Origin of the sequence: Variovorax sp. E3, from assembly GCF_016082275.1 — a bacterium.
In the GTDB taxonomy this organism is placed as follows: Bacteria; Pseudomonadota; Gammaproteobacteria; order Burkholderiales; family Burkholderiaceae_C; genus Variovorax.
On record NZ_MOWM01000077.1, the window covers coordinates 1 to 17,137 of the forward strand.

At 66.6% G+C, this 17,137-nt stretch carries 19 protein-coding genes; 2 read left to right on the forward strand and 17 right to left on the reverse strand.

The window, feature by feature from the left end; translation table 11 throughout:
• Positions 1 to 71: 71 nt before the first annotated feature.
• The 3 genes from BMG07_RS23680 to BMG07_RS23690 are packed head-to-tail and all read right to left on the reverse strand — an operon-like array spanning position 72 to position 2,129.
• The gene (locus BMG07_RS23680; RefSeq protein WP_198086603.1) at positions 72 to 602 is read right to left on the reverse strand and encodes a TPM domain-containing protein; all 531 of its coding nucleotides are present in this window, start codon (positions 600 to 602) and stop codon (positions 72 to 74) included.
• Positions 603 to 607: 5 nt separating this feature from the next.
• The gene (locus BMG07_RS23685; RefSeq protein WP_198086604.1) at positions 608 to 1,513 is read right to left on the reverse strand and encodes a YgcG family protein; all 906 of its coding nucleotides are present in this window, start codon (positions 1,511 to 1,513) and stop codon (positions 608 to 610) included.
• Positions 1,514 to 1,526: 13 nt separating this feature from the next.
• Positions 1,527 to 2,129 carry a LemA family protein gene (locus BMG07_RS23690; RefSeq protein WP_198086605.1) on the reverse strand — a complete coding sequence of 201 codons (603 nt, stop codon included), beginning with the start codon at positions 2,127 to 2,129 and terminating at the stop codon, positions 1,527 to 1,529.
• A 45-nt stretch (positions 2,130 to 2,174) separates the two neighbouring features.
• On the opposite strand from BMG07_RS23690, the gene BMG07_RS23695 reads away from it, so the two are divergent.
• Positions 2,175 to 2,933 (forward strand): hypothetical protein, encoded by a 759-nt coding sequence (locus BMG07_RS23695; RefSeq protein ID WP_198086606.1) that lies wholly within the window; start codon positions 2,175 to 2,177, stop codon positions 2,931 to 2,933.
• Between the two features lie 7 nt (positions 2,934 to 2,940).
• Here the strand turns inward: BMG07_RS23695 and BMG07_RS23700 are convergent, their stop codons facing one another.
• The 8 genes from BMG07_RS23700 to BMG07_RS23730 form a co-directional block, all read right to left on the reverse strand.
• A complete protein-coding gene (locus BMG07_RS23700; protein ID WP_198086607.1) occupies positions 2,941 to 3,615 on the reverse strand; it encodes a cysteine hydrolase family protein in 675 nt (224 codons plus the stop codon).
• Positions 3,612 to 4,544, reverse strand: a complete 933-nt coding sequence (locus BMG07_RS23705) for an ABC transporter permease (protein ID WP_198086608.1) — start codon at positions 4,542 to 4,544, stop codon at positions 3,612 to 3,614. Before BMG07_RS23705 ends, BMG07_RS23700 begins: the two co-directional genes overlap by 4 nt.
• Entirely contained in the window at positions 4,541 to 5,485 is a 945-nt protein-coding gene (locus BMG07_RS23710; RefSeq protein ID WP_307867058.1) for an ABC transporter permease, read from the reverse strand. Before BMG07_RS23710 ends, BMG07_RS23705 begins: the two co-directional genes overlap by 4 nt.
• Complete coding sequence (locus BMG07_RS42685) at positions 5,392 to 5,661, reverse strand: hypothetical protein (protein WP_269759331.1); 270 nt, start codon at positions 5,659 to 5,661, stop codon at positions 5,392 to 5,394. Before BMG07_RS42685 ends, BMG07_RS23710 begins: the two co-directional genes overlap by 94 nt.
• A 19-nt stretch (positions 5,662 to 5,680) precedes the next feature.
• Positions 5,681 to 7,207, reverse strand: coding sequence for an ABC transporter ATP-binding protein (locus BMG07_RS23715; RefSeq protein WP_198086609.1), 1,527 nt, complete (start codon positions 7,205 to 7,207; stop codon positions 5,681 to 5,683).
• Positions 7,208 to 7,229: 22 nt separating this feature from the next.
• Positions 7,230 to 8,339, reverse strand: coding sequence for a BMP family ABC transporter substrate-binding protein (locus tag BMG07_RS23720; RefSeq protein ID WP_198086610.1), 1,110 nt, complete (start codon positions 8,337 to 8,339; stop codon positions 7,230 to 7,232).
• A gap of 71 nt (positions 8,340 to 8,410) precedes the next feature.
• Positions 8,411 to 8,797, reverse strand: coding sequence for a VOC family protein (locus BMG07_RS23725; protein WP_198086611.1), 387 nt, complete (start codon positions 8,795 to 8,797; stop codon positions 8,411 to 8,413).
• 330 nt (positions 8,798 to 9,127) lie between these two features.
• Positions 9,128 to 10,129: an isopenicillin N synthase family oxygenase gene (locus BMG07_RS23730; RefSeq protein ID WP_198086612.1), complete on the reverse strand. Its 1,002-nt coding sequence runs from the start codon at positions 10,127 to 10,129 to the stop codon at positions 9,128 to 9,130.
• A gap of 84 nt (positions 10,130 to 10,213) precedes the next feature.
• On the opposite strand from BMG07_RS23730, the gene rutR reads away from it, so the two are divergent.
• A complete protein-coding gene (gene rutR, locus BMG07_RS23735; RefSeq protein WP_269759332.1) occupies positions 10,214 to 11,158 on the forward strand; it encodes an HTH-type transcriptional regulator RutR in 945 nt (314 codons plus the stop codon).
• A gap of 240 nt (positions 11,159 to 11,398) precedes the next feature.
• On the opposite strand, the gene BMG07_RS23740 is transcribed toward rutR, so the two are convergent.
• The 6 genes from BMG07_RS23740 to BMG07_RS23765 form a co-directional block, all read right to left on the reverse strand.
• Positions 11,399 to 12,658: a phage minor head protein gene (locus BMG07_RS23740; protein WP_198086613.1), complete on the reverse strand. Its 1,260-nt coding sequence runs from the start codon at positions 12,656 to 12,658 to the stop codon at positions 11,399 to 11,401.
• Complete coding sequence (locus BMG07_RS23745) at positions 12,648 to 12,953, reverse strand: DUF4406 domain-containing protein (RefSeq protein WP_307867059.1); 306 nt, start codon at positions 12,951 to 12,953, stop codon at positions 12,648 to 12,650. The genes BMG07_RS23740 and BMG07_RS23745 overlap by 11 nt, the downstream gene beginning before the upstream one ends.
• Positions 12,954 to 12,968: 15 nt before the next feature.
• On the reverse strand, positions 12,969 to 13,376 hold the full coding sequence (locus tag BMG07_RS23750; RefSeq protein ID WP_198086615.1) for a Gp49 family protein: 408 nt from the start codon (positions 13,374 to 13,376) through the stop codon (positions 12,969 to 12,971).
• Positions 13,377 to 13,454: 78 nt separating this feature from the next.
• On the reverse strand, positions 13,455 to 15,005 hold the full coding sequence (locus BMG07_RS23755) for a DUF935 domain-containing protein (protein ID WP_198086616.1): 1,551 nt from the start codon (positions 15,003 to 15,005) through the stop codon (positions 13,455 to 13,457).
• Positions 15,002 to 16,630 carry a phage terminase large subunit gene (terL, locus tag BMG07_RS23760; RefSeq protein ID WP_198086617.1) on the reverse strand — a complete coding sequence of 543 codons (1,629 nt, stop codon included), beginning with the start codon at positions 16,628 to 16,630 and terminating at the stop codon, positions 15,002 to 15,004. The genes BMG07_RS23755 and terL overlap by 4 nt, the downstream gene beginning before the upstream one ends.
• Positions 16,630 to 17,136, reverse strand: a complete 507-nt coding sequence (locus BMG07_RS23765) for a DUF1804 family protein (protein WP_198086618.1) — start codon at positions 17,134 to 17,136, stop codon at positions 16,630 to 16,632. Before BMG07_RS23765 ends, terL begins: the two co-directional genes overlap by 1 nt.
• Position 17,137 lies beyond the last annotated feature (1 nt).

The following is a 17,137-nucleotide window of genomic DNA, read 5'->3' on the forward strand; positions in this document are numbered from 1 at the left end:
AAATGTGAGCGCTGAGCGCCGCTGGCCCCCACCCCTGCCCTCCCCCGGAAGGGAGGGAGAAATTCAAAACCTCAGAGCACGACCGGCTCGTCCGGCAATTCATTCACGTCGACCTCGCCTTCACCCAGCGGAAAGTGCGCGACCAGCAGCGCCGATATCTCTTCCAGCGCCTGCGTGAGCCCGTCCTCGAAGCGCCCTTCGCGAAACGCCGCGCTCATGCGCTGCGTCATCGCGGCCCACGCCGCGTCGTCGACGTGCGCGTGAATGCCCCGGTCGGCCACGATCTCGATCGCGTGCTCGGCCAGCAGCAGGTAGATCAGCACGCCGTTGTTGTGCGCGGTGTCCCACACGCGCAGCTTGCCGAACAGCATCACGGCGCGCTCGCGCACCGAGGCGTGGCGCCACAGGTACGACATCGGCAGGCCGGCCTCGACGCAGATGCGGATCTCGCCGCTGTGGCGGCGCTCGCTCGCGGCCACGCGGCGCGTGAGTCGTTCCATCACCGCATCGGGCAGCGCGCGGCGCACTTCGGACTCGTCGATCCAGCGATGGCGCCAGATGCGGCCGAGCTTGGTGAACAGGGTTGCGTCGGTCGTCGTCATCGTGTTCACCAGTTGCCCGAGGCGCCGCCGCCGCCGAAGTTGCCGCCACCGCCGGAGCTGAAGCCGCCCCCACCACCGCCGCCGCCACCGCCGAAACCACCGCCGCCGAAACCACCACCACCGCCACCCGATCGACCGGCGCCCGCGACCAGCGAGAACACGAGCGCGACCAGCCCGGCGATCACCGCGATGGCGATGCTGGCGGTGATGAAGAACACGACCACGCCCACCCCGCCGCCGACGGCCATCGTGCCCAGCTTCTTGCCGAGCACGGCGCGCGCGACCGGCGCGCCGATGAAAACGCCCACGAACAGGAAGATCGCGAGGTTTTCCCAGTCGAAACCGCCGCCGCCGCGGCCAGCACCGCCCGTGTCGCGCGCCGGCGCCGGCAGCGGCTCGCCGTCGACCAGCCCGATGATCCGGTCGACCGCCGCGTTCAGCCCGCCCGCGAAGTCGTTGTTGCGAAAGCGCGGCTTCATTTCCTCGTCGATGATGCGGCTGGCCGCGAGGTCGGGCACCACGCCCTCGAGCGTCTTGGCGGGCGCGATGCGCATGCGCCGGTCGTCCTTGGCCACGACCACCAGCAGGCCGTCGCCCACGCCCTTGCGCCCGATCTTCCAGGTGTCGCCCACGCGCTGGGTGTAGCTCTCGATGTCTTCGGGCGCGGTGGTCGGCACCATCAGCACCACGATCTGCGAGCCCTTGCGCTGCTCGAACGCGGCCAGTCTGGTTTCCAGGCCGCTGCGCTGCGCGCCGTCGAGCGTGCCGGTCTGGTCGATCACGCGCGCGGTGAGCGCGGGCACCGGCAGCAGGCCCTGCTGCGCCAGCGCGGGCAGTCCGGCCAGGGCCAACGCCGTGAGAACGATGGCCGCCAGGGCGCGGCGGAGCAGCATCAGTGCGGCGGCAGCCATCGGGCGCGCCTTCTTATTGCTTCTTCGGGGCGCTGAAATCGACCGTGGGCGGCACCGAAATCTGCGCCTCGTTCTGCACTGTGAAGGTCGGCTTCGGCGCGTAGCTGAAGATCTTGGCCGTGATGTTGGTCGGGAAGCTGCGCGCGAGCACGTTGTACTCCTGCACGGTCTCGATGTAGCGGTTGCGCGCCACGGTGATGCGGTTCTCGGTGCCCTCCAGGGTCACGCGCAGGTCGCGGAAGGCCTGGTTGGCCTTGAGGTCGGGGTAGCGCTCCGACACCGCCATCAGCCGCGACAGCGCCGACGACAGCTCGCCTTGTGCCTGCTGGAACTTGGCGAAGGCCTCGGGGTTGTTCAGCGTCTCGGGCGTGACCTGGATCGAGGTGGCCTTGGCGCGCGCCTCGACCACCTTGGTGAGCGTGTCCTGCTCGAAGGAGGCCTCGCCCTTCACGGTGGCCACGATGTTGGGCACCAGGTCGGCACGGCGCTGGTACTGGTTGAGCACCTCGCTCCAGGCCGACTTGCTGGCCTCGTCGAGGGACTGGAACTGGTTGTAGCCGCACCCGCTCAGGGACACGACCGCCGCAAGGATCAGGAACCAGCGCTTCATCATCATTTGCATTACCTCCGCAGAATGAGCGGAAGGTAGCATAGATGCCCCATGGCCCTCGACCCCCTCCACGCCCTGCAGGCCGCGAACCGCGCGGCACTGCCCGTTGCTTCCGCCGCCTTCGGCACGCTGCTGATCGCGGGGGCGACCGGTGCGCTGGGGGCCGAGCTGCTGCGGCGGCTGGCGGGCAGCCACCGCCATGCCCACACCCGCGTGCTGGCGCGCGAGCCGATCCGCGACGGGCTGCGCGGGGTGGAGGCCTACCTGAGCCCGACCCAGCCGCTCGCGCAGTGGCCGGTCACGTCGGCCCACACGGCCATCATCGCCTTCGACCCGCCGCGCATGTACCACGACCGCGAGCGCGCGCTGTGGGCACCCGAGCCGGCCGACCTGCCCGCGCTCGCGCGCTGGCTGCGTGCCTGCGGCGTGCAGACGCTGGCCATCGTGCAGCCGCACGACCAGGGCAAGCTGCCAGAGGCCTTGAAGCGCGGGCTGGCCAGCCTCGACGAGCAGGCGGTGGTGGCCAACGGCTTCGAGCGCGTGATCCTCGTGCGCTCGGCGCGCAAGCCCGCCAACGCGAAGTTCGCGAACCCGGCCGAGCGGCTGGCCGCGTGGATGCTGTCGGTGGTGCGCTTCATGGTGCCCAGCAGCGAGCAGCCGGTGCGCGCGTCGAAGGTGGCGGAACTGGTCGACATTGCCCTGCGCATCGCGCCGCCGGGCGTGCATGTGGCCGCGCCCGAGCTGGTGTGGGAATCCGCGCAGGGCGACATGGAGGCCGTGGCGCGGCGCTGGCTCGGCCTGCCGGGCTAGAACAGCCCTATCCGCGCCACTGGCGCAGCAGCTCCGCCGAATCCATCACCAGCCCGAGGTGCAGCGATACCATCGCGAGCGCCGCGCCTTCCAGGTGCGGGTCGGTGCCGCGCACCAGGTCGCGCAGCACGATCACGCGGTAGTTGTGGTTGTTGGCGTCGAAGGCGGTGTTCAGCACGCAGCAGTCGGTGAAGCCGCCGTTGAGCACCACGGTTTCGATGCGCTGGTTGCGCAGCAGAAAATCGAGGTCGGTCGGGTAGAACGCCGACAGCCGGCGCTTGCTGTCCACGCGCATGTCGCCGGGCTCGACGCGCGTGACCCACTCGGTCCACTTCGAGCCTTCGATCGCATGCGCGCCGGCATTCGAAATCGGCCCCACGTGCAGCGGGAAGGTGCGGCGCCACGCGGCCGGAATGCCGTTGACGTCGTCCTCGCCGCCGGGCCGCAGCACCGACCTGATGTGTACGATGCGCACGCCCAGCGCGCGCGCCTCGTCATGAAAGCCGTCGATGGGCGCGACCACGTCGCGGGCGCGCGGGGCGGGGCAGGGGCAGTCGGGGTCGTCGTCGAGGTGGCCCCGATGCATGTCGATGGAAACCATCGCCGTCGTGGCCGGGTTCAGGTAGTCGGTGAACTGCGCGGCGTCGAGTTCGCGCGCTTCGTCGTAGACCCAGGCTTTCATCGCCGTTCTTCCCGCACATAGGGTTGGCCCAGCGCGCCGGGCTCTTCGTCGGCGCCGCGCCGCGAGAGCGCGACCCACACCATCACGCCGAGCGTCACCGCGTAGGGCGTCATCATCACGAAGTACTGCGGCAGCTGCACGCCGGCCGCGGCCAGTTGGGGAATCAGCGCCTCGATGCAGCCGAACAGCAGCGCGCCCACCAGCGCCTTCCACGGCGACCAGCGCGCGAAGATCACCAGGCCCACCGCGATCCAGCCGCGGCCGCCGGTCATGCCCGCGATCCACAATTTGGTGCTGACCACCGAGATGTACGCGCCCGCCAGTCCCACCAGCGCCGAGCCCGCGAGCACCGCCGCGAAGCGCCATGCCGTCACGCGGATGCCGGCCGCATCGGCCGCCTGCGGGTTCTCGCCCACGGCACGCAGCCGCAGGCCGGTGGACGTGCGCGCGAAGAACCACGCCACCGCGCCGAAGATCGGCAGCGTGAGCCACACCATCGCGTTCTGCGCGAAGAGCTTGCCCACGCCCGGCAGCATCGACAGCGGCCACAGGCCCATCGCGCCGATGCCCTCGGTCGCGTGGTTGGTCCAGTCGGCCATGGAGCCGACCAGCGCCGTGAGCCCCTGGCAGAAGAACACCAGCGCGAGCCCGGCGATCACCTGGTTCACGCGCAGCCAGATCACCATCACCGCGAACAGCATCGACACCACGCTGGCCGCGAGCATGGCCAGCACCAGCGACACCGCCGGCTGCCCGATGGCGATTTGCGCGCCGATGCCCGCGAGCGCGCCGACCAGCATCAGCCCCTCGGCGCCGAGCGCGAGCACGCCCGCGCGCTCGCAGATGATGAGGCCGAGCGCCGCCAGCGCGTAGGGCACCGCGAAGTCCGGTGTGCTCGCAAGCCAGTTCAAAACAATACTGCCGCTCACCGCGCCGCCTCCCCGCCCACGCGCCGCAGCCGGTGGCGAATGAAGAAGTCGCTCGACGCCACGCACACCACGATCACCGCCTGGATGAGCTGCACCATCGAGAACGGCACCTGGTAGAACACCTGCAGGCTGCGCCCGGTGACGAACAGCGCCGCCACCAGCAGCGCCACCACCGTGGCCGCCAGCGGGTTGTTGCGCGCGAGAAACGCAATGAGGATGCCCGAGAAGCCGTAGCCCTGGTAGAAGGCCTGCGTGAGCCGCCCCTCCTGCCCCGCCACCACCGCGAAGCCCGCGAGCCCGGCCATCGCGCCCGACAGCAGCACCGCGCCGTAGATGGTGCGCCGCACCGGCACGCCATTGGCATGCGCCACGCGCGGGTTCGCGTCGACAAAACGCAGGTACAGGCCCGCGCGGCTCACGCTCACCAGCCACCACGCCAGCAGCGCGACCACGCCCGCCAGCAGGATCGAGCTGCCCACGCCGCCGCCCAGCTCGGGCAGCCGTTCGAACACGCGGAACTGCGGCGAGTAGGGGAAGTTGTCCTTCGGGTCCTTCCAGCTGCCGTACACCAGGTGCAGCAGGAAGTTGGCCGCCATGTAGTTGAGCATCAGCGTCGAGATGATCTCGTTCACGCCCAGCTTCAGCTTGAGCCACGCGGGGCCCAGCACCCACAGCAGGCCGCAGCCGACGGCGGCGATGAACATCAGCGGCAGGCGCAGGTTCTCGGGGCCGACCTGCCACATCGAGACGGCGGTCGCGCCGATGGCGCCCCACACCATCTGGCCTTCGAGCCCGAGGTTCCAGAAGCGCGCGCGGAACGCGATGGCGCCGGCCAGCCCGACGAGGATCATCGGCGCGGCCTGGAAGAGCACGGCGCGAAAGTTCTGGCCGTCGAAGAAGGTCTGCGTGACGAACTCGTTGGCCAGTTCGTCGGCGGGCACGCCGCCGCGACGAGGATCGCGGCCGAGATGGCAAAGCCGACCAGCATCGCGACTGCGAGGATCAGCGCCTGCCAGCGCCACGCCATGTGCTGGCGGATCTCGAGCGCGTAGCGGCGGCGCGCGAGCGGCTGCTGGGGCTGCGTTTTTACCGCGACGGTCTTTGGTGCGTGCGCCATGTCTGCGGAGAGAGATGCTTCAACCATGGTCCACCATCGCTTGCCCGATCGCCTGGCGGTCGGCGGGTTGTGCGAACTCGCCGGCGATGCGCCCGCGCGTCATCACGCCCACGCGGTCCGCGAGTTGCAGGACTTCGTCCAGGTCTTCGCTGATCAGCAGCACGGCGGCGCCGCTGTCGCGTGCCGCGCGCAGCCGCGCATGCACCTCGGCACTGGCGCGCACATCGAGGCCGCGGCTCGGGCTGTGCGCGAGCACCAGCGTGGGCGACTTGCCGAACTCGCGTGCCAGCACCAGCTTCTGCGCGTTGCCGCCCGACAGCAGCGCGGCCTTCTGCGAGACCGAGCGCACGCCCTGCACGTCGAAGGCGCGCACGGCCTCTTGCGTGTCGCCCTGGATGCGGCCACGGCGCAGGCGCCACACGGGGCCGTAGCGGCCGGTGTGGACGCGGCCGATGGCGTAGTTCTCGGCAACCGACAAGCCACCCGCGAGCGCGAGCCCGTAGCGGTCGGCCGGGATCGCGGCAATGCCGATGCCGCGCCGCGCGGACGCGGCCATGGTCTTCAGGTCGCCGTGGCCTTCGAGCCGGATCTCGCCTTCGGTGGTTTCGCCCGGCAGGCCCATGATCGCGCCCGCGAGCTCGCCCTGCCCGTTGCCGCCGACACCGGCCAGGCCGTAGATTTCACCCGCATGCAGTTCGAGGTCGACACCGTCGAGCACGCGCCGGCCTTCGGGCGACGCGGGCGTGCGCAGCCCGCGCACCGTCAGGCGCACGGCACCGCGCCGTGTCTTCGCGGGCTGGAAGCCCGAGGCCGCGATCGACTCGCCCACCGTGAGCTTCACCAGCTGCGCGACCGACGCCTCGCCGGGTTGCAGCGTTGCCACCGTGCGCCCGCCGCGCATCACCGTCACGCGGTCTGCATACGTTTTCACATCGGCCATCTTGTGCGTGACCAGCACCACGGCCGCGCCCTTGCGCGCCAGCCCCTGCACGGTCTGCAGCAGGCGCGCGGCCTCCTGGTCGGTCAGCACTGCCGTGGGCTCGTCCAGGATCAGGATGCGCGCACCCGCGAGCAGCACCTTGAGGATCTCGACGCGCTGCTGCTCCGCAATCGACAGCGCATCGACGCGCTTCGACGGATCGATGTCGAAGCCCAGCTCCGACGCCTTGTTGCGGATGTCGCGCTCGATTTCTCGCAGCCGCTCGCCATGGCTCTGGAACTCGGCCGGCGCGGGCGCGGTGAGCAAAATGTTCTGCGCCACCGTGAAAGGCCGCACCAGCTTGAAGTGCTGGTGGACCATGCCGATGCGGTGCCTGGCCGCATCGCGCGGCCCGCTGAAGCGCACCGCGTTGTCGTCCACCAGCAGCTGCCCCGCTTCCGGCGCATAGAGCCCGGCCGCGATGTTCATCAGCGAGGACTTGCCCGCGCCGTTCTCGCCCAGCAGTGCGTGCACCTCGCCCCAGCGCGCGGCAAAGTGGGCGTCGGTCAGTGCCGCGAAGCCGTCGAAGGACTTGCGGATGCCGGTGAGTTCGAGCGCGTTGGGCATGGGGTCCTGCTGTCCTTGCGCTTTACTTCTGCGTGACCACGCCCTTGACGAACCAGTCCATCTTCCACAGGTCGGCGTCGGACAGCACGGCGCCCTTGGCCACGCGCTCCTTGCCGTCGCGGTCGGCCAGCGGGCCGGCGTAGACCTGCTTGCCCTTCATGATCGCGTCGCGCTCGGCGGTGATGAGCGCGGCCTTGTCCTTGGGCACGGCGGGGCCGAAGCCCGCGATGTCGGTGCCGCCGTCCTTCATCTCGATGAAGGCGCCATAGGGCGAGGGCGTCCAGTTGCCGGCCATGATCTTCTTGAGCTCGGGCGCGAGGAAGCGGTCCCACACCCACACCGACGAGCACAGCGTGGCCTTGGGCGCGAACTGGCGCAGGTCGCGGTGGTGGCCGGTGCCGTACACGCCGCGCTCCTGCGCGACGATCTGCGGCGTGGGGCTGTCGACGTGCTGGCCGATCACGTCGGCGCCCTGGTCGATCAGCGCGGCGGCGGCCGCGCGCTCCTTGACGGGGTCGTTCCACGCGCCCGTGTAGATCACGTTGACGGTGGCGTTGGGGTTCATCTTCTGCGCGCCGAGCGCGAAGGCGTTGACGGTCCAGTTCACCACGCCGAAGGGGTTGGCGGCCACGAAGCCGAGCTTGCCGGTCTTGGACGCCGCCCCCGCCGCCATGCCGCAGAGGTACTGGCTTTCGTAGGTGCGGCCGTAGAACGATTCGAGGTTGCTGCCGTTGGTGGTGCCCGAGCCGTTGAGGAAGGCGACGTTGGGGTACTTGGCGGCCAGGTCCTTGAAGCTGTCGGAGTAGCCGAAGGCGGTGCCGATGACGATGTTGGCGCCGCGCTGGATGAACTTCTCCGCCGCGGGCTTGATGGCCGACGCGTCCTCGGGCACGTTCTCGACGAACTGGATCTTCTGGCCGATCTCCTTCTCGATCTTCACGCGCGCTTCGTCGAAGGCCTGGGTCCAGCCGCCGTCGTTCTTCGGGCCGAAGTAGAGCATCGCGATCTTCGGCTTGTCCTTGAGCGTGAAGCCGTCGGCGGCCGCGGCGGGCAGCGCGGTGAAGGTCGCGCCGCCGGCCACGAGGGTCATCGCAAGGCCGAGGCCGGGAGTGAGGGTGCGCAGCTGCTGCATGGAACTACCTTTGTGGAGAGGCTTGGAGAAGGGAATGGGGAGAACGGGAAGAAGGGCGGCGGCAGCGCGCGTCACATCATGAAGTTGATGCGGAACACGTTGCCCTCGGGGTCGAGCAGCACCGACTGGTACCAGTTGTAGTAGGTGACGTACGGCGCCTTGACGAGCGTGGCGCCGGCCTCGAGCGCAACGGGCACCATGCGCTCGACGTCGGCCCGGCTGTCGACGTCGATGTTCAGCAGGAACTTGACGCCGCGCGTGTCGGAGAACTCGCTCAGGTGCAGCAGCTCGTAGGCATCGAGCGCGTTGAAGCCGAGGCTCGACTTGCCGGTGTCCAGGCCGCGAAAGATCGGGGAGCGGATCGCTTCTATTTCCGGGAAACCGAACACGCGCTGGTAGAAGCCGCTGAGGGCGACCACGTCTTTGGCGAAGACGTTGACGTAGGAGAGGTGGGCCATATCAGGTGCTTGCTGTGCGTTTCGAGTTGTCGGTGTTCAGGGCGCGTGCGGCGGACACCGGGTGTCCCCCTCCGCGAATGTCCCCCGGGCTTCGCCCTCCTCCTTTATTTCGCTGCGGGGGACACCCGATGCCCACCGCACGCCAGGCGCAGCGCTTGTTCCGCTCGATCAACGACAGCTCTGAATGACGATCACGCTGGCGGGGTGCCTTGCGCAGCGAAATAAAGGGGGAGGCCGCAGGCCGGAGGACATTCGCGGAGCAAGGCACCCCGTCGGCGTGGTCGCGCCCTGAATGCTCCCGACAGCGGCGAATCGAAAAGCGGGACTTCATCAGGCCGTGACCTTGGTGCCACCGAAGGTCGTTTGCTTGACGAACTTGGAGGTCAGGTGATCGCCCGAAGAAATCGGCGCGTACTTGGCCTGCTCACCAGGGGCAAGACAACTGGGCAGGCACTCGACCATCGCGTCGTAGTTCGGCTGGTGGAAAAACACCAGCGACTGCCGGCGGTTGGTGCTCGCCACCTCGAATGGCGGGTTGATCACGCGGTGCAGCGTCGACACCCACTGGTCGTTGGTCCACTGCATCATCAGGTCGGCGATGTTGACCACCAGGCCGCCCTCGACCTGCGGCACGTCGACCCACTGGCCGGCCTTGTTGAACACCTGCAGGCCCTTGTCGTCGGGCAGCACGATCGTCAGGCTGCCGTAGTCGCTGTGCGCGCCCGCACGCAGCTGGCCCGGCAGCGGCTGCTCGCGCTGCGGCGGATAGCTCAGCACGCGGAACATGCTGATGTGCTCGTCGATCTTGTCGTCGAAGAACCTCTCGGGCAAAGAGAGGCCGAGCGCGAAGATGCGCATCAGCGAGCGCGAAAGATCGCTCATGGCCTCGAAGTAGCCCTCGTAGGCTTCGCGGAAACCGTCGATGGGCGGCCAGCTGTTGGGCTCGAAGTGCGGGCCGGCGGCGGGGCCTCGGTGGTAGTCGTCGTCGGGCACGTTCGACGGGCCGACGGAGAACGATTCCTTCAGGTCGCCGGGGGCCACCTCTTCGAGGCTGTACGACAGGCCCTCTTCGCCGACCGCGCTGTAGCCGCGCACCGCGTCTTCGCGCGGGCGGTCGACCTTGCGCTTCTCGGCCAGCGGCATGTCGAAGAACTTGCGCGAGAGCGACGACACGCGGCCGATGAGCTCGGGCGCAATGCCGTGGTTGGTGATGACGAGGAAGCCGATGCTTCGGCAAGCCTCGTCGACCTGTCTCGCGACCGCCGACTTGCCTTCGGCGGTGCCGTCGAAGTAGGGCGCGAGATCGATGATGGGAACGGACAGCAGGGTCATGGCGAATTCCTCGGTCAACCAGTCTTCATTCATGCATGCGTTGGCATGCCTTTCGCCATGCAACGTCTGTGCCAGTTGGACCAAATGGACAAATCGCTTTTGCCGCGTCAGCATGGTGCGCGACGAGCGCTTGCTGCAGGGGTTGCGACGCAAGGCGATGCACCGTGGCCTTACAGTGGTGCGCCGCAGGCCCATGGGTCGATCGATCGATCGATCGATGACGACGAAGACAAGGGAACAGAGAGAGGGAAGATGCCGAAGACCAAGGCGCTGGCCGCAGCCAGCAGCAACACTGAAAAACCCGTGCCGCGCAAGCGCGCCAAGCCGGCGGTGCGCAGCGCGTCGGCCGTGAACCGGCGTTTGCGCCAGATCGAGGACAAGCGCAGCGCGATCCTCGGCGCGGCGCTGGGGCTGTTCTCGCGCTTCGGGCTGCACGGCACGTCGATCGACCAAGTGGCGGCGCGTGCCGATGTGTCGAAGAGCAACCTGCTCTACTACTTCGCGAACAAGGAAGAGCTGTACGTCAACGTGCTGCGCGACCTGCTGGCGCTGTGGCTCGAACCGCTGCGCGGCTTCAGCGCGGAACAGGACCCGGCCGAGGCCATCGGTGGGTACATCCGGCGCAAGCTGCTGGTGTCGCGCGACCGGCCCGATGCGTCGCGGCTGTTCTGCCTGGAAATGATCCAGGGCGCGCCGCTGTTGCGCGATGAGCTCGACCGCGAGTTGCGCTCGCTGGTGGAGAAGAAGTCGGAAGTGATTCGCGCGTGGGTCGAGGCCGGCAAGCTGGCGCCGGTCGATCCGCACCACCTGATCTTCGCGCTGTGGGCGGTCACGCAGCACTACGCGGATTTCGGGGTGCAGGTGCAGGCGCTGACAGGGCACACGCTGGACGATGCGGCGTTCTTCGAGCAGACGGTGGAGAACGTGCAGCGGATCGTGCTGCAAGGCATCAGGGGGGGGATGTTTGATCTGATCCAGACAAAAACAGGTCGGAAAAAGGCGAAAAACGCCGATAGATCAATGAGTTAGGCCAGTTTGGCGGCCACAAGTGCCGAACGTTTGATTTGATCCAGTAGCAGACCAAAAGCGGGGCCGGTTTGCCCGAAAAATGCCCGGGAACTGCCCAAGATGCAGACCGCCATGTGCTCAAAAATTGCCAGTAGGCCGGCCCCGACCTACACTTCGCGCAAGCCGGTGGACTGGAAATGCTCCACGCCCCACGCAGCAAGCGTGATTATGAAGATGTAGCGCTCTTCCCGGCCCCCACTTCTAGAGCTTCCCGACCAGCAGCGTGTATTGCGCCGACTTCTTCAAGTCGGCGGCCGGCGAAGACCCCAAGCTCACGACCGACAGCGCAGTGCCTTGCTTCGAGCGCACGTTCGGACGCAGCACCATCTTTGGCACCAGCCCGGCGCCGCGCGGATCGAGTGAGCCCTGCGGAATCACCACCAGCGTGCTGTTCTTCGAGTCCCAAAGCACCGCGCGATAGTTGCGCAATGCTTCTGGCATCGTGTCGATCCAGTCCTCGGGCCAGAGCTGCCACGGCTTGGCCGCAGCCTTGTGAGTGCCTTCGAGGTGAAGCGTCTTGTTGTCCAACACCGCGACGGCGCTGGATTCGAGCTTCAGCGTTGGCGCGGCGGTACGCAGGCCGTCGAGCATCGCACTGTCGAGAAAGCCCACGATCTGGCTGGCGCCCTGCGGCTTTGAAGCGGCTTTAACGCCCGCTCGAAACGCCTTGAAATTGTCGGAAAGCACCGTTTGAAAGGCCGGCGTGATGGTCTTGTCTACGACGATGCCCTGCAGCTCGCGCGGCAGGCGGGCCAGCTTCTGACCAAGGGCCAGTTCGGGTGACATCCAGCTCTGCCCTACGTTGTGGTCCCAGCCAGGATCAATGCCCACGGGCACCCGGTCCTTGATTTCCCCGTCGCGCGTGATCACCTCGCGCGTCTTGCCCTCGAAGGGCGGTGCGACGGCCAGCCCCTTGTCGTCAAGGTCCGCCTGGCTGTAGGCGCGCACCGTGCACCGGCAGCCCCAGCCGTTGGGCGGATAGTGTGTCTGCCAAAAGGCGTCGTCCACGGGGTAGATCATTCCGTTCCATGCCCGATGCTGCGGGCGGACACGGGCATCACCCGCCGTGCGGTACTGGAGGTATGGCCGGCGTGCTTTGCCGGCCTGAATCTGCGCCCAGCGGCCCGCCATGTGAGACGAGCGCATGTTCGTGTCGAAGATCACGCTGGTGCGCCAACCGCGTTTGCCCTTGTACGTCCAGCCATGCTCCTGCACAGCTTGGTCGAAGTCTTTGCGGAACTGGGTGATGGTCGTGCCGTTCTCCAGTGCCCCCACAAGAGAGCGCTGCAGATCGCGCACCAGGTCGGCCTTGGTCGCACCGGCCACCGTGAAGACCTTCCCGTGCACTGGCCCAGCGAGGTCGTCGTGCGCCACGGTCGTCTCGGGCAGCTTGCCCTTGAGGTTGTCGATGGCCTCGGAAAACTTGACGCCGAAGGGTTGGGGCTGAAGATCAGCCGCCATGCAAGAGTTCCTCAATGATCGAAACCGGCAACCCTAGGTCGCAAGCCAATCGCCACTCGACGCCTGCCCCCTTGGACCTCTCCCAACCTTGCAGCAGCGCGATGTGATCGCACGTTACGAGCTGCGCAAGCGCTAGCCGCATGTAGCCGAGCCACGACCCGCAAGCTGGCGCCGGGTTCTCCGCTGGATTCTCGACGTGGTAGCCCAGCGCCCGCAGTCTTGCCGCAGCAGCGTGGAACGCCGGGTAGTTCGACTCGGCAAAGCCCGTCATTGGGCCGGCGATATAGACACGCACAGGCGGTGCCCCGAGCTACGCGCGTTCAGAAAGCCGTTGCTTGAGCTCGTAGCCCATCAGCGGCCAGACCTTCTGCACAGCGTTATCGCGGGCGATCTTGCGGCCGATCTCGACATCGAAGTTCTCCGGGCTGGCACAGGCGCTTTCGCCCGTGACGGTGAAGCCGTTGCGGAGCACCAGCACGCAGAAGGTCAGAAGGCCCAGGGACACAGGCGGAGGAGCGGCGTCGAAGGCATTGATGCTGCCGGCCTGCTCGTCGATCACTCGGACCCACGCAGCGCCGGTTACGCCTTCTGCAGCCGTGAAGAAGTGCTCGCTGATGATGTTGGCGGCGATATCGGTTGGAGTGACACGCGGCGCGGTCTTGCCTTTGGATTGAATGAGCGCTTCGTCGGAAGCGTCTCGCGCGGAAGGATGATTCATGAACGGGCCTTTGCAGATCGAATGAAGGGAAGGCTTCAATGGTCTGCGGTGGCCTCGCTTAGGTCAGGGTGAAACGCTTCACCCCACCTTGGTCGCGGCGCCTGTAAGCATCGAGTACATCAGCGCCCGCTCCAGCACCTCGCGCAGACCCTCGTCGTCCATTTCTCCGACCAGGTCGGCCAGCGCATCCTTGAACTCGGCCAGGGTTTTGCCGGTCTTCTCGAACTCGACCAGCATCCGGTAGACCGGCGCGATCATCTTGTCTTCGATGGCCTGATCAGCCGCTTCGGTGGCAAGCTGGATGGCTTCGTCCTCGGTCATCCCTGCTGCCTTGGCGAACTCAAAGCCGACCAGCGCGGAGAAATCGACGTTGGCAGGATCGGCCGGCGCGGCCGGCGCGGCCAGGGCCTTGCCACTCATGGGCAGCAGCGCATCTTCATCGTCTTCAGCGCCCGGAATCTGCAGCTCTTCGAGCATCGCCTTGCGGCTCGGCTTGGCCCCCATCCGCGCGGCGATCTGGTAGGTCTCCGCACGGTCCTTGCCGGCAATCTGGTGCTTGTAGAACTCCAGCTTTGGCGGCGACACGCCCTCTCCAAAGTTGAAGAGGGTGATCCATTTGAAAATCTGGCTCATGCTCGACGCGCCACTGTCGCGGTCGGAGTCGTGCACCTGGTCTTGCCGGTCCTTGGCCGTTTCGGCCGCCGCGCGCGACCCCACTTCCAGCGCCTCGCCGATCATGGCTTGGCTGGTGAGCGCCTTGCTCATCTCGCGGTTGCAAAGAACGATGAGCCGCTCTTGCGGAAGGCTACCGCCGCCCGCCTTGCTTTCGATCAGCTCCAAGGACGTGCCCTCCTGCGCAATCAGGTAGGCCGATTCGATCATCTCCTGCAGAGCCGCCTCGAGCTTGTCGATGTCCGCTTCGGTCGAGCCTTGAGGGTAGCGAGCCACGGGCAGCGGAATGCCGTTGCGCTCGCAAAACTTCACGAAGTAGCGCCACCCGCCCGTCTTGAAGCTGTGCGGCCAGAAGCACGAGCTGAGCAGCGCGAGACCATACGGGTTGTCGCTCGTTGGCATGTGCCGCGAGATCACGAACTGGTAAGGCTCGATGGGCGCGCCCAACATGTGCTCGCGGCTGACCAGGAGCGGATTGGAATTGGCGTCGAAAAGGATGCGCCGGTTGGGGCGGTCGATGACCTCGACCGGGAGGTATTTCCCGTCGACCATGCCCCAGACGACCTCGTGCGCGCGGTAGCCGGTGAACACGCAGGCCGTCATCTGCCACATAACCTCCAGCCAATCGGCGATGGCGTTCGGCGGCCCACTCTCCATCCATTGCACGCAGAGGTCTCGCGCTGCCGTGCTCTTGCTGTCGCCTTCATCCCCCGCGACGACGCGATATTCGTGTGACCGAAAGGAACCGCGGATTGAACGCACTTCGCCGATCACATGGGGGTCAGCCAAGATCGAGCTGTAGACCAGCTCGGCCTTGCCCATCTGCCGAAGGATCGGATCGGGATTGGGCAACGCGAAAAGCGAGTTGAAGAAGCGTGAGGGGTCAGTATCGGGCGTGGCAATCGGCTTGTTGAGCCAACCTTTCACCGACTGAACGAGGCCGCGTAGAGGGGTCATTTGCGCTTTCCGATTCGAGGGATAGAGATACCGCCCGCGCGTGACACTGCGAGCTTCCAGAGCATTTCGAGCGCGTCGGGCCCGTCGTCGTGGTCGGCTTCGGGCCAATGCCGTAGCTGGCTGTTGAGCACCGAGTGCGCTTGGTAGAAGCGGATCAGCTTGTTGTAGACATGAGGGCTCAACGACTCGATGCGCAAGTCCTTGTCGGTATGAGGAATGACCGGCAATGCGGGAACGGGAACACCTTCTGCAGCCGAGCGAGTCACCAGCGTGCCTCGCATGAACTCCTGAAACTGAACTGCCTCGAAGGCCCACGCCAGGCAGTTGTATTCCTTCTGCAGCCGGATGATGTCGCTGATCTGCTTGTCGGGAATGCGCCGCACAACGATTGCCTCGACGACATCGAGCACGCCGTGCTCGCGGTCGAACCCGCCAACCAGCGTTGCTGCGGGATCACGGCGGTTGCTGTTGAACCTGCCCAGGCTCGGGTCGTGCGATCCATAGAAGACCCAGTCACGGCACGGCTGTACCCAATACGTCATGCAGTTGAAGAACGATGCGTCATCGTTCGTCGGGTCGTTTTGGTACTCGCAATCGAAGGCGTGATGGTCTCCCGCCCGGATCTGCATGCACCGGATCAGAGGGCGCATGCCGGGCCAACTCACGATTGCACCCTCGTCCATCTCGGCCTGGTGCTCGCGATAGAAGACGTCGGCCTCGCTCTCGGCGGAGGCGTCGGCGCTTGCATCGGCTTCCTGGTTGACGTACAGCTCTTCCCACTGTTGCCACAAGTCCATGCGGTCCGGCCAGCGGATCACAGACTTGAACTTCTTGCGCGTGCGCCACTGCGGGCTACGGTGGATGCGGTTTGCCACCGAGTCGTAGTGCAGGATCGTGTTGAGATAGAACACGTCCATAGAGCCATCCGGCGGGCCCAGGGGGAGCACCACCTTCTTGATCCATGCTTCGCGTTTGTCGCGCTGCTCTTTGCTGCGCACGTTCTCGTCGTTCTCGATGTCATCGAGCCAGACGAAGTCAGGGCGGTGTGGGCCGTGACGTAGGCCCCGCATACGGCTCAAAGCGCCGAAGGCCTGAACCTTGATGTTGTTGCGCGTGATGATCACACCAGCGCGCCAGACACGACCAGCCCCGCAGATGTCTGGATAGTCCATCTGCAGGCGGGGATTGCACTCCAGCTCGACCTTGATGGCCTCAAGCATCGTGGCCGCCTGGTCGCGCGAATCCATGATGATCGGGATCAAGTGCTTGCGACCCGTGACGATCAGCCAAAGCGTGCCCAACTGGGTGCCGAGCGTTGACTTCGCCTCGCCACGCGGGGCCGAGACGTTTGCATACTGCCCCTGCGCCATGTCTACCAGCTTGGGGAACGCCTGGTAGAACCAACTGTGAAACTCCGACAGAGCGGGTTTGACGTAGTGCGGGAAATAGGCGCGGCAGAACAACTCATAGTCATCGCGCGCCGAGGCAATGCGTTCGAGCCGCGCGGCTGGATTGGTCGCAAAGCCATCGCACTCGGCTTCAATGAGCGTGCGCTGCCCTTCGGCAAATTCGCGCAGTTCCTCCAGGAACTCCGCGCCCTTGAGATTGCGCTGTGCCTTCGCCATCAGGCACCGCTCCCAAACTCGCGCACGAAGTCATCCCCGGCTGCCTCTGTGACTTCGAGGAACTGGCTGCGCAGCTTCGGGAAGCTCTTGCTGATGTACCCGTTCAGGAACTTGAGCACATCCATGGCCACGGCCAGGCGGTTCGCGTTGGGCATTGCTCGTGCCGCCGCGCTGATCGCTTTGTTGTAGCCGTCCATCAAGCGCACCAGGATGTCGGCTCGATCTGCGGCCGACATTGCCTTGTCTGCCTTCACGGCTGCGAGCGTGGCGAGGAACTCTTCGGCGAGCTCGCCCAGCACTTCGTTCGCCATCTCTTCGACACCGCTCTTCGTCATGCGCCGGGCATTGCGCGCGATGTCCCAGTCGCTGCCGTCTTCGGCGTCCTGGCGCTTCCAGTTGCGCGCCGTGTTGTAGGGCACACGGCAAGTCTTCGCCGCCGTGGCGAGCGCAACGCCCTGCAGGTACTTGGCGCGCACCTTGTTGCGGACAGTCTTGTCGTATGCCATG

Bases quoted from the DNA above. Each gene is read 5' to 3' on its own strand.
- terL (WP_198086617.1), bottom strand. From the start codon at position 16,630: ATGGCGAAGGCACAGCGCAATCTCAAGGGCGCGGAGTTCCTGGAGGAA.
- BMG07_RS23750 (WP_198086615.1), bottom strand. From the start codon at position 13,376: ATGAATCATCCTTCCGCGCGAGACGCTTCCGACGAAGCGCTCATTCAA.
- BMG07_RS23685 (WP_198086604.1), bottom strand. From the start codon at position 1,513: ATGGCTGCCGCCGCACTGATGCTGCTCCGCCGCGCCCTGGCGGCCATC.
- BMG07_RS23695 (WP_198086606.1), top strand. From the start codon at position 2,175: ATGGCCCTCGACCCCCTCCACGCCCTGCAGGCCGCGAACCGCGCGGCA.
- BMG07_RS23730 (WP_198086612.1), bottom strand. From the start codon at position 10,129: ATGACCCTGCTGTCCGTTCCCATCATCGATCTCGCGCCCTACTTCGAC.
- BMG07_RS23725 (WP_198086611.1), bottom strand. From the start codon at position 8,797: ATGGCCCACCTCTCCTACGTCAACGTCTTCGCCAAAGACGTGGTCGCC.
- rutR (WP_269759332.1), top strand. From the start codon at position 10,214: ATGGACAAATCGCTTTTGCCGCGTCAGCATGGTGCGCGACGAGCGCTT.
- BMG07_RS23700 (WP_198086607.1), bottom strand. From the start codon at position 3,615: ATGAAAGCCTGGGTCTACGACGAAGCGCGCGAACTCGACGCCGCGCAG.
- BMG07_RS23690 (WP_198086605.1), bottom strand. From the start codon at position 2,129: ATGATGATGAAGCGCTGGTTCCTGATCCTTGCGGCGGTCGTGTCCCTG.
- BMG07_RS23755 (WP_198086616.1), bottom strand. From the start codon at position 15,005: ATGACCCCTCTACGCGGCCTCGTTCAGTCGGTGAAAGGTTGGCTCAAC.
- BMG07_RS23765 (WP_198086618.1), bottom strand. From the start codon at position 17,136: ATGGCATACGACAAGACTGTCCGCAACAAGGTGCGCGCCAAGTACCTG.
- BMG07_RS23680 (WP_198086603.1), bottom strand. From the start codon at position 602: ATGACGACGACCGACGCAACCCTGTTCACCAAGCTCGGCCGCATCTGG.
- BMG07_RS23740 (WP_198086613.1), bottom strand. From the start codon at position 12,658: ATGGCGGCTGATCTTCAGCCCCAACCCTTCGGCGTCAAGTTTTCCGAG.
- BMG07_RS23720 (WP_198086610.1), bottom strand. From the start codon at position 8,339: ATGCAGCAGCTGCGCACCCTCACTCCCGGCCTCGGCCTTGCGATGACC.
- BMG07_RS23715 (WP_198086609.1), bottom strand. From the start codon at position 7,207: ATGCCCAACGCGCTCGAACTCACCGGCATCCGCAAGTCCTTCGACGGC.
- BMG07_RS42685 (WP_269759331.1), bottom strand. From the start codon at position 5,661: ATGGCGCACGCACCAAAGACCGTCGCGGTAAAAACGCAGCCCCAGCAG.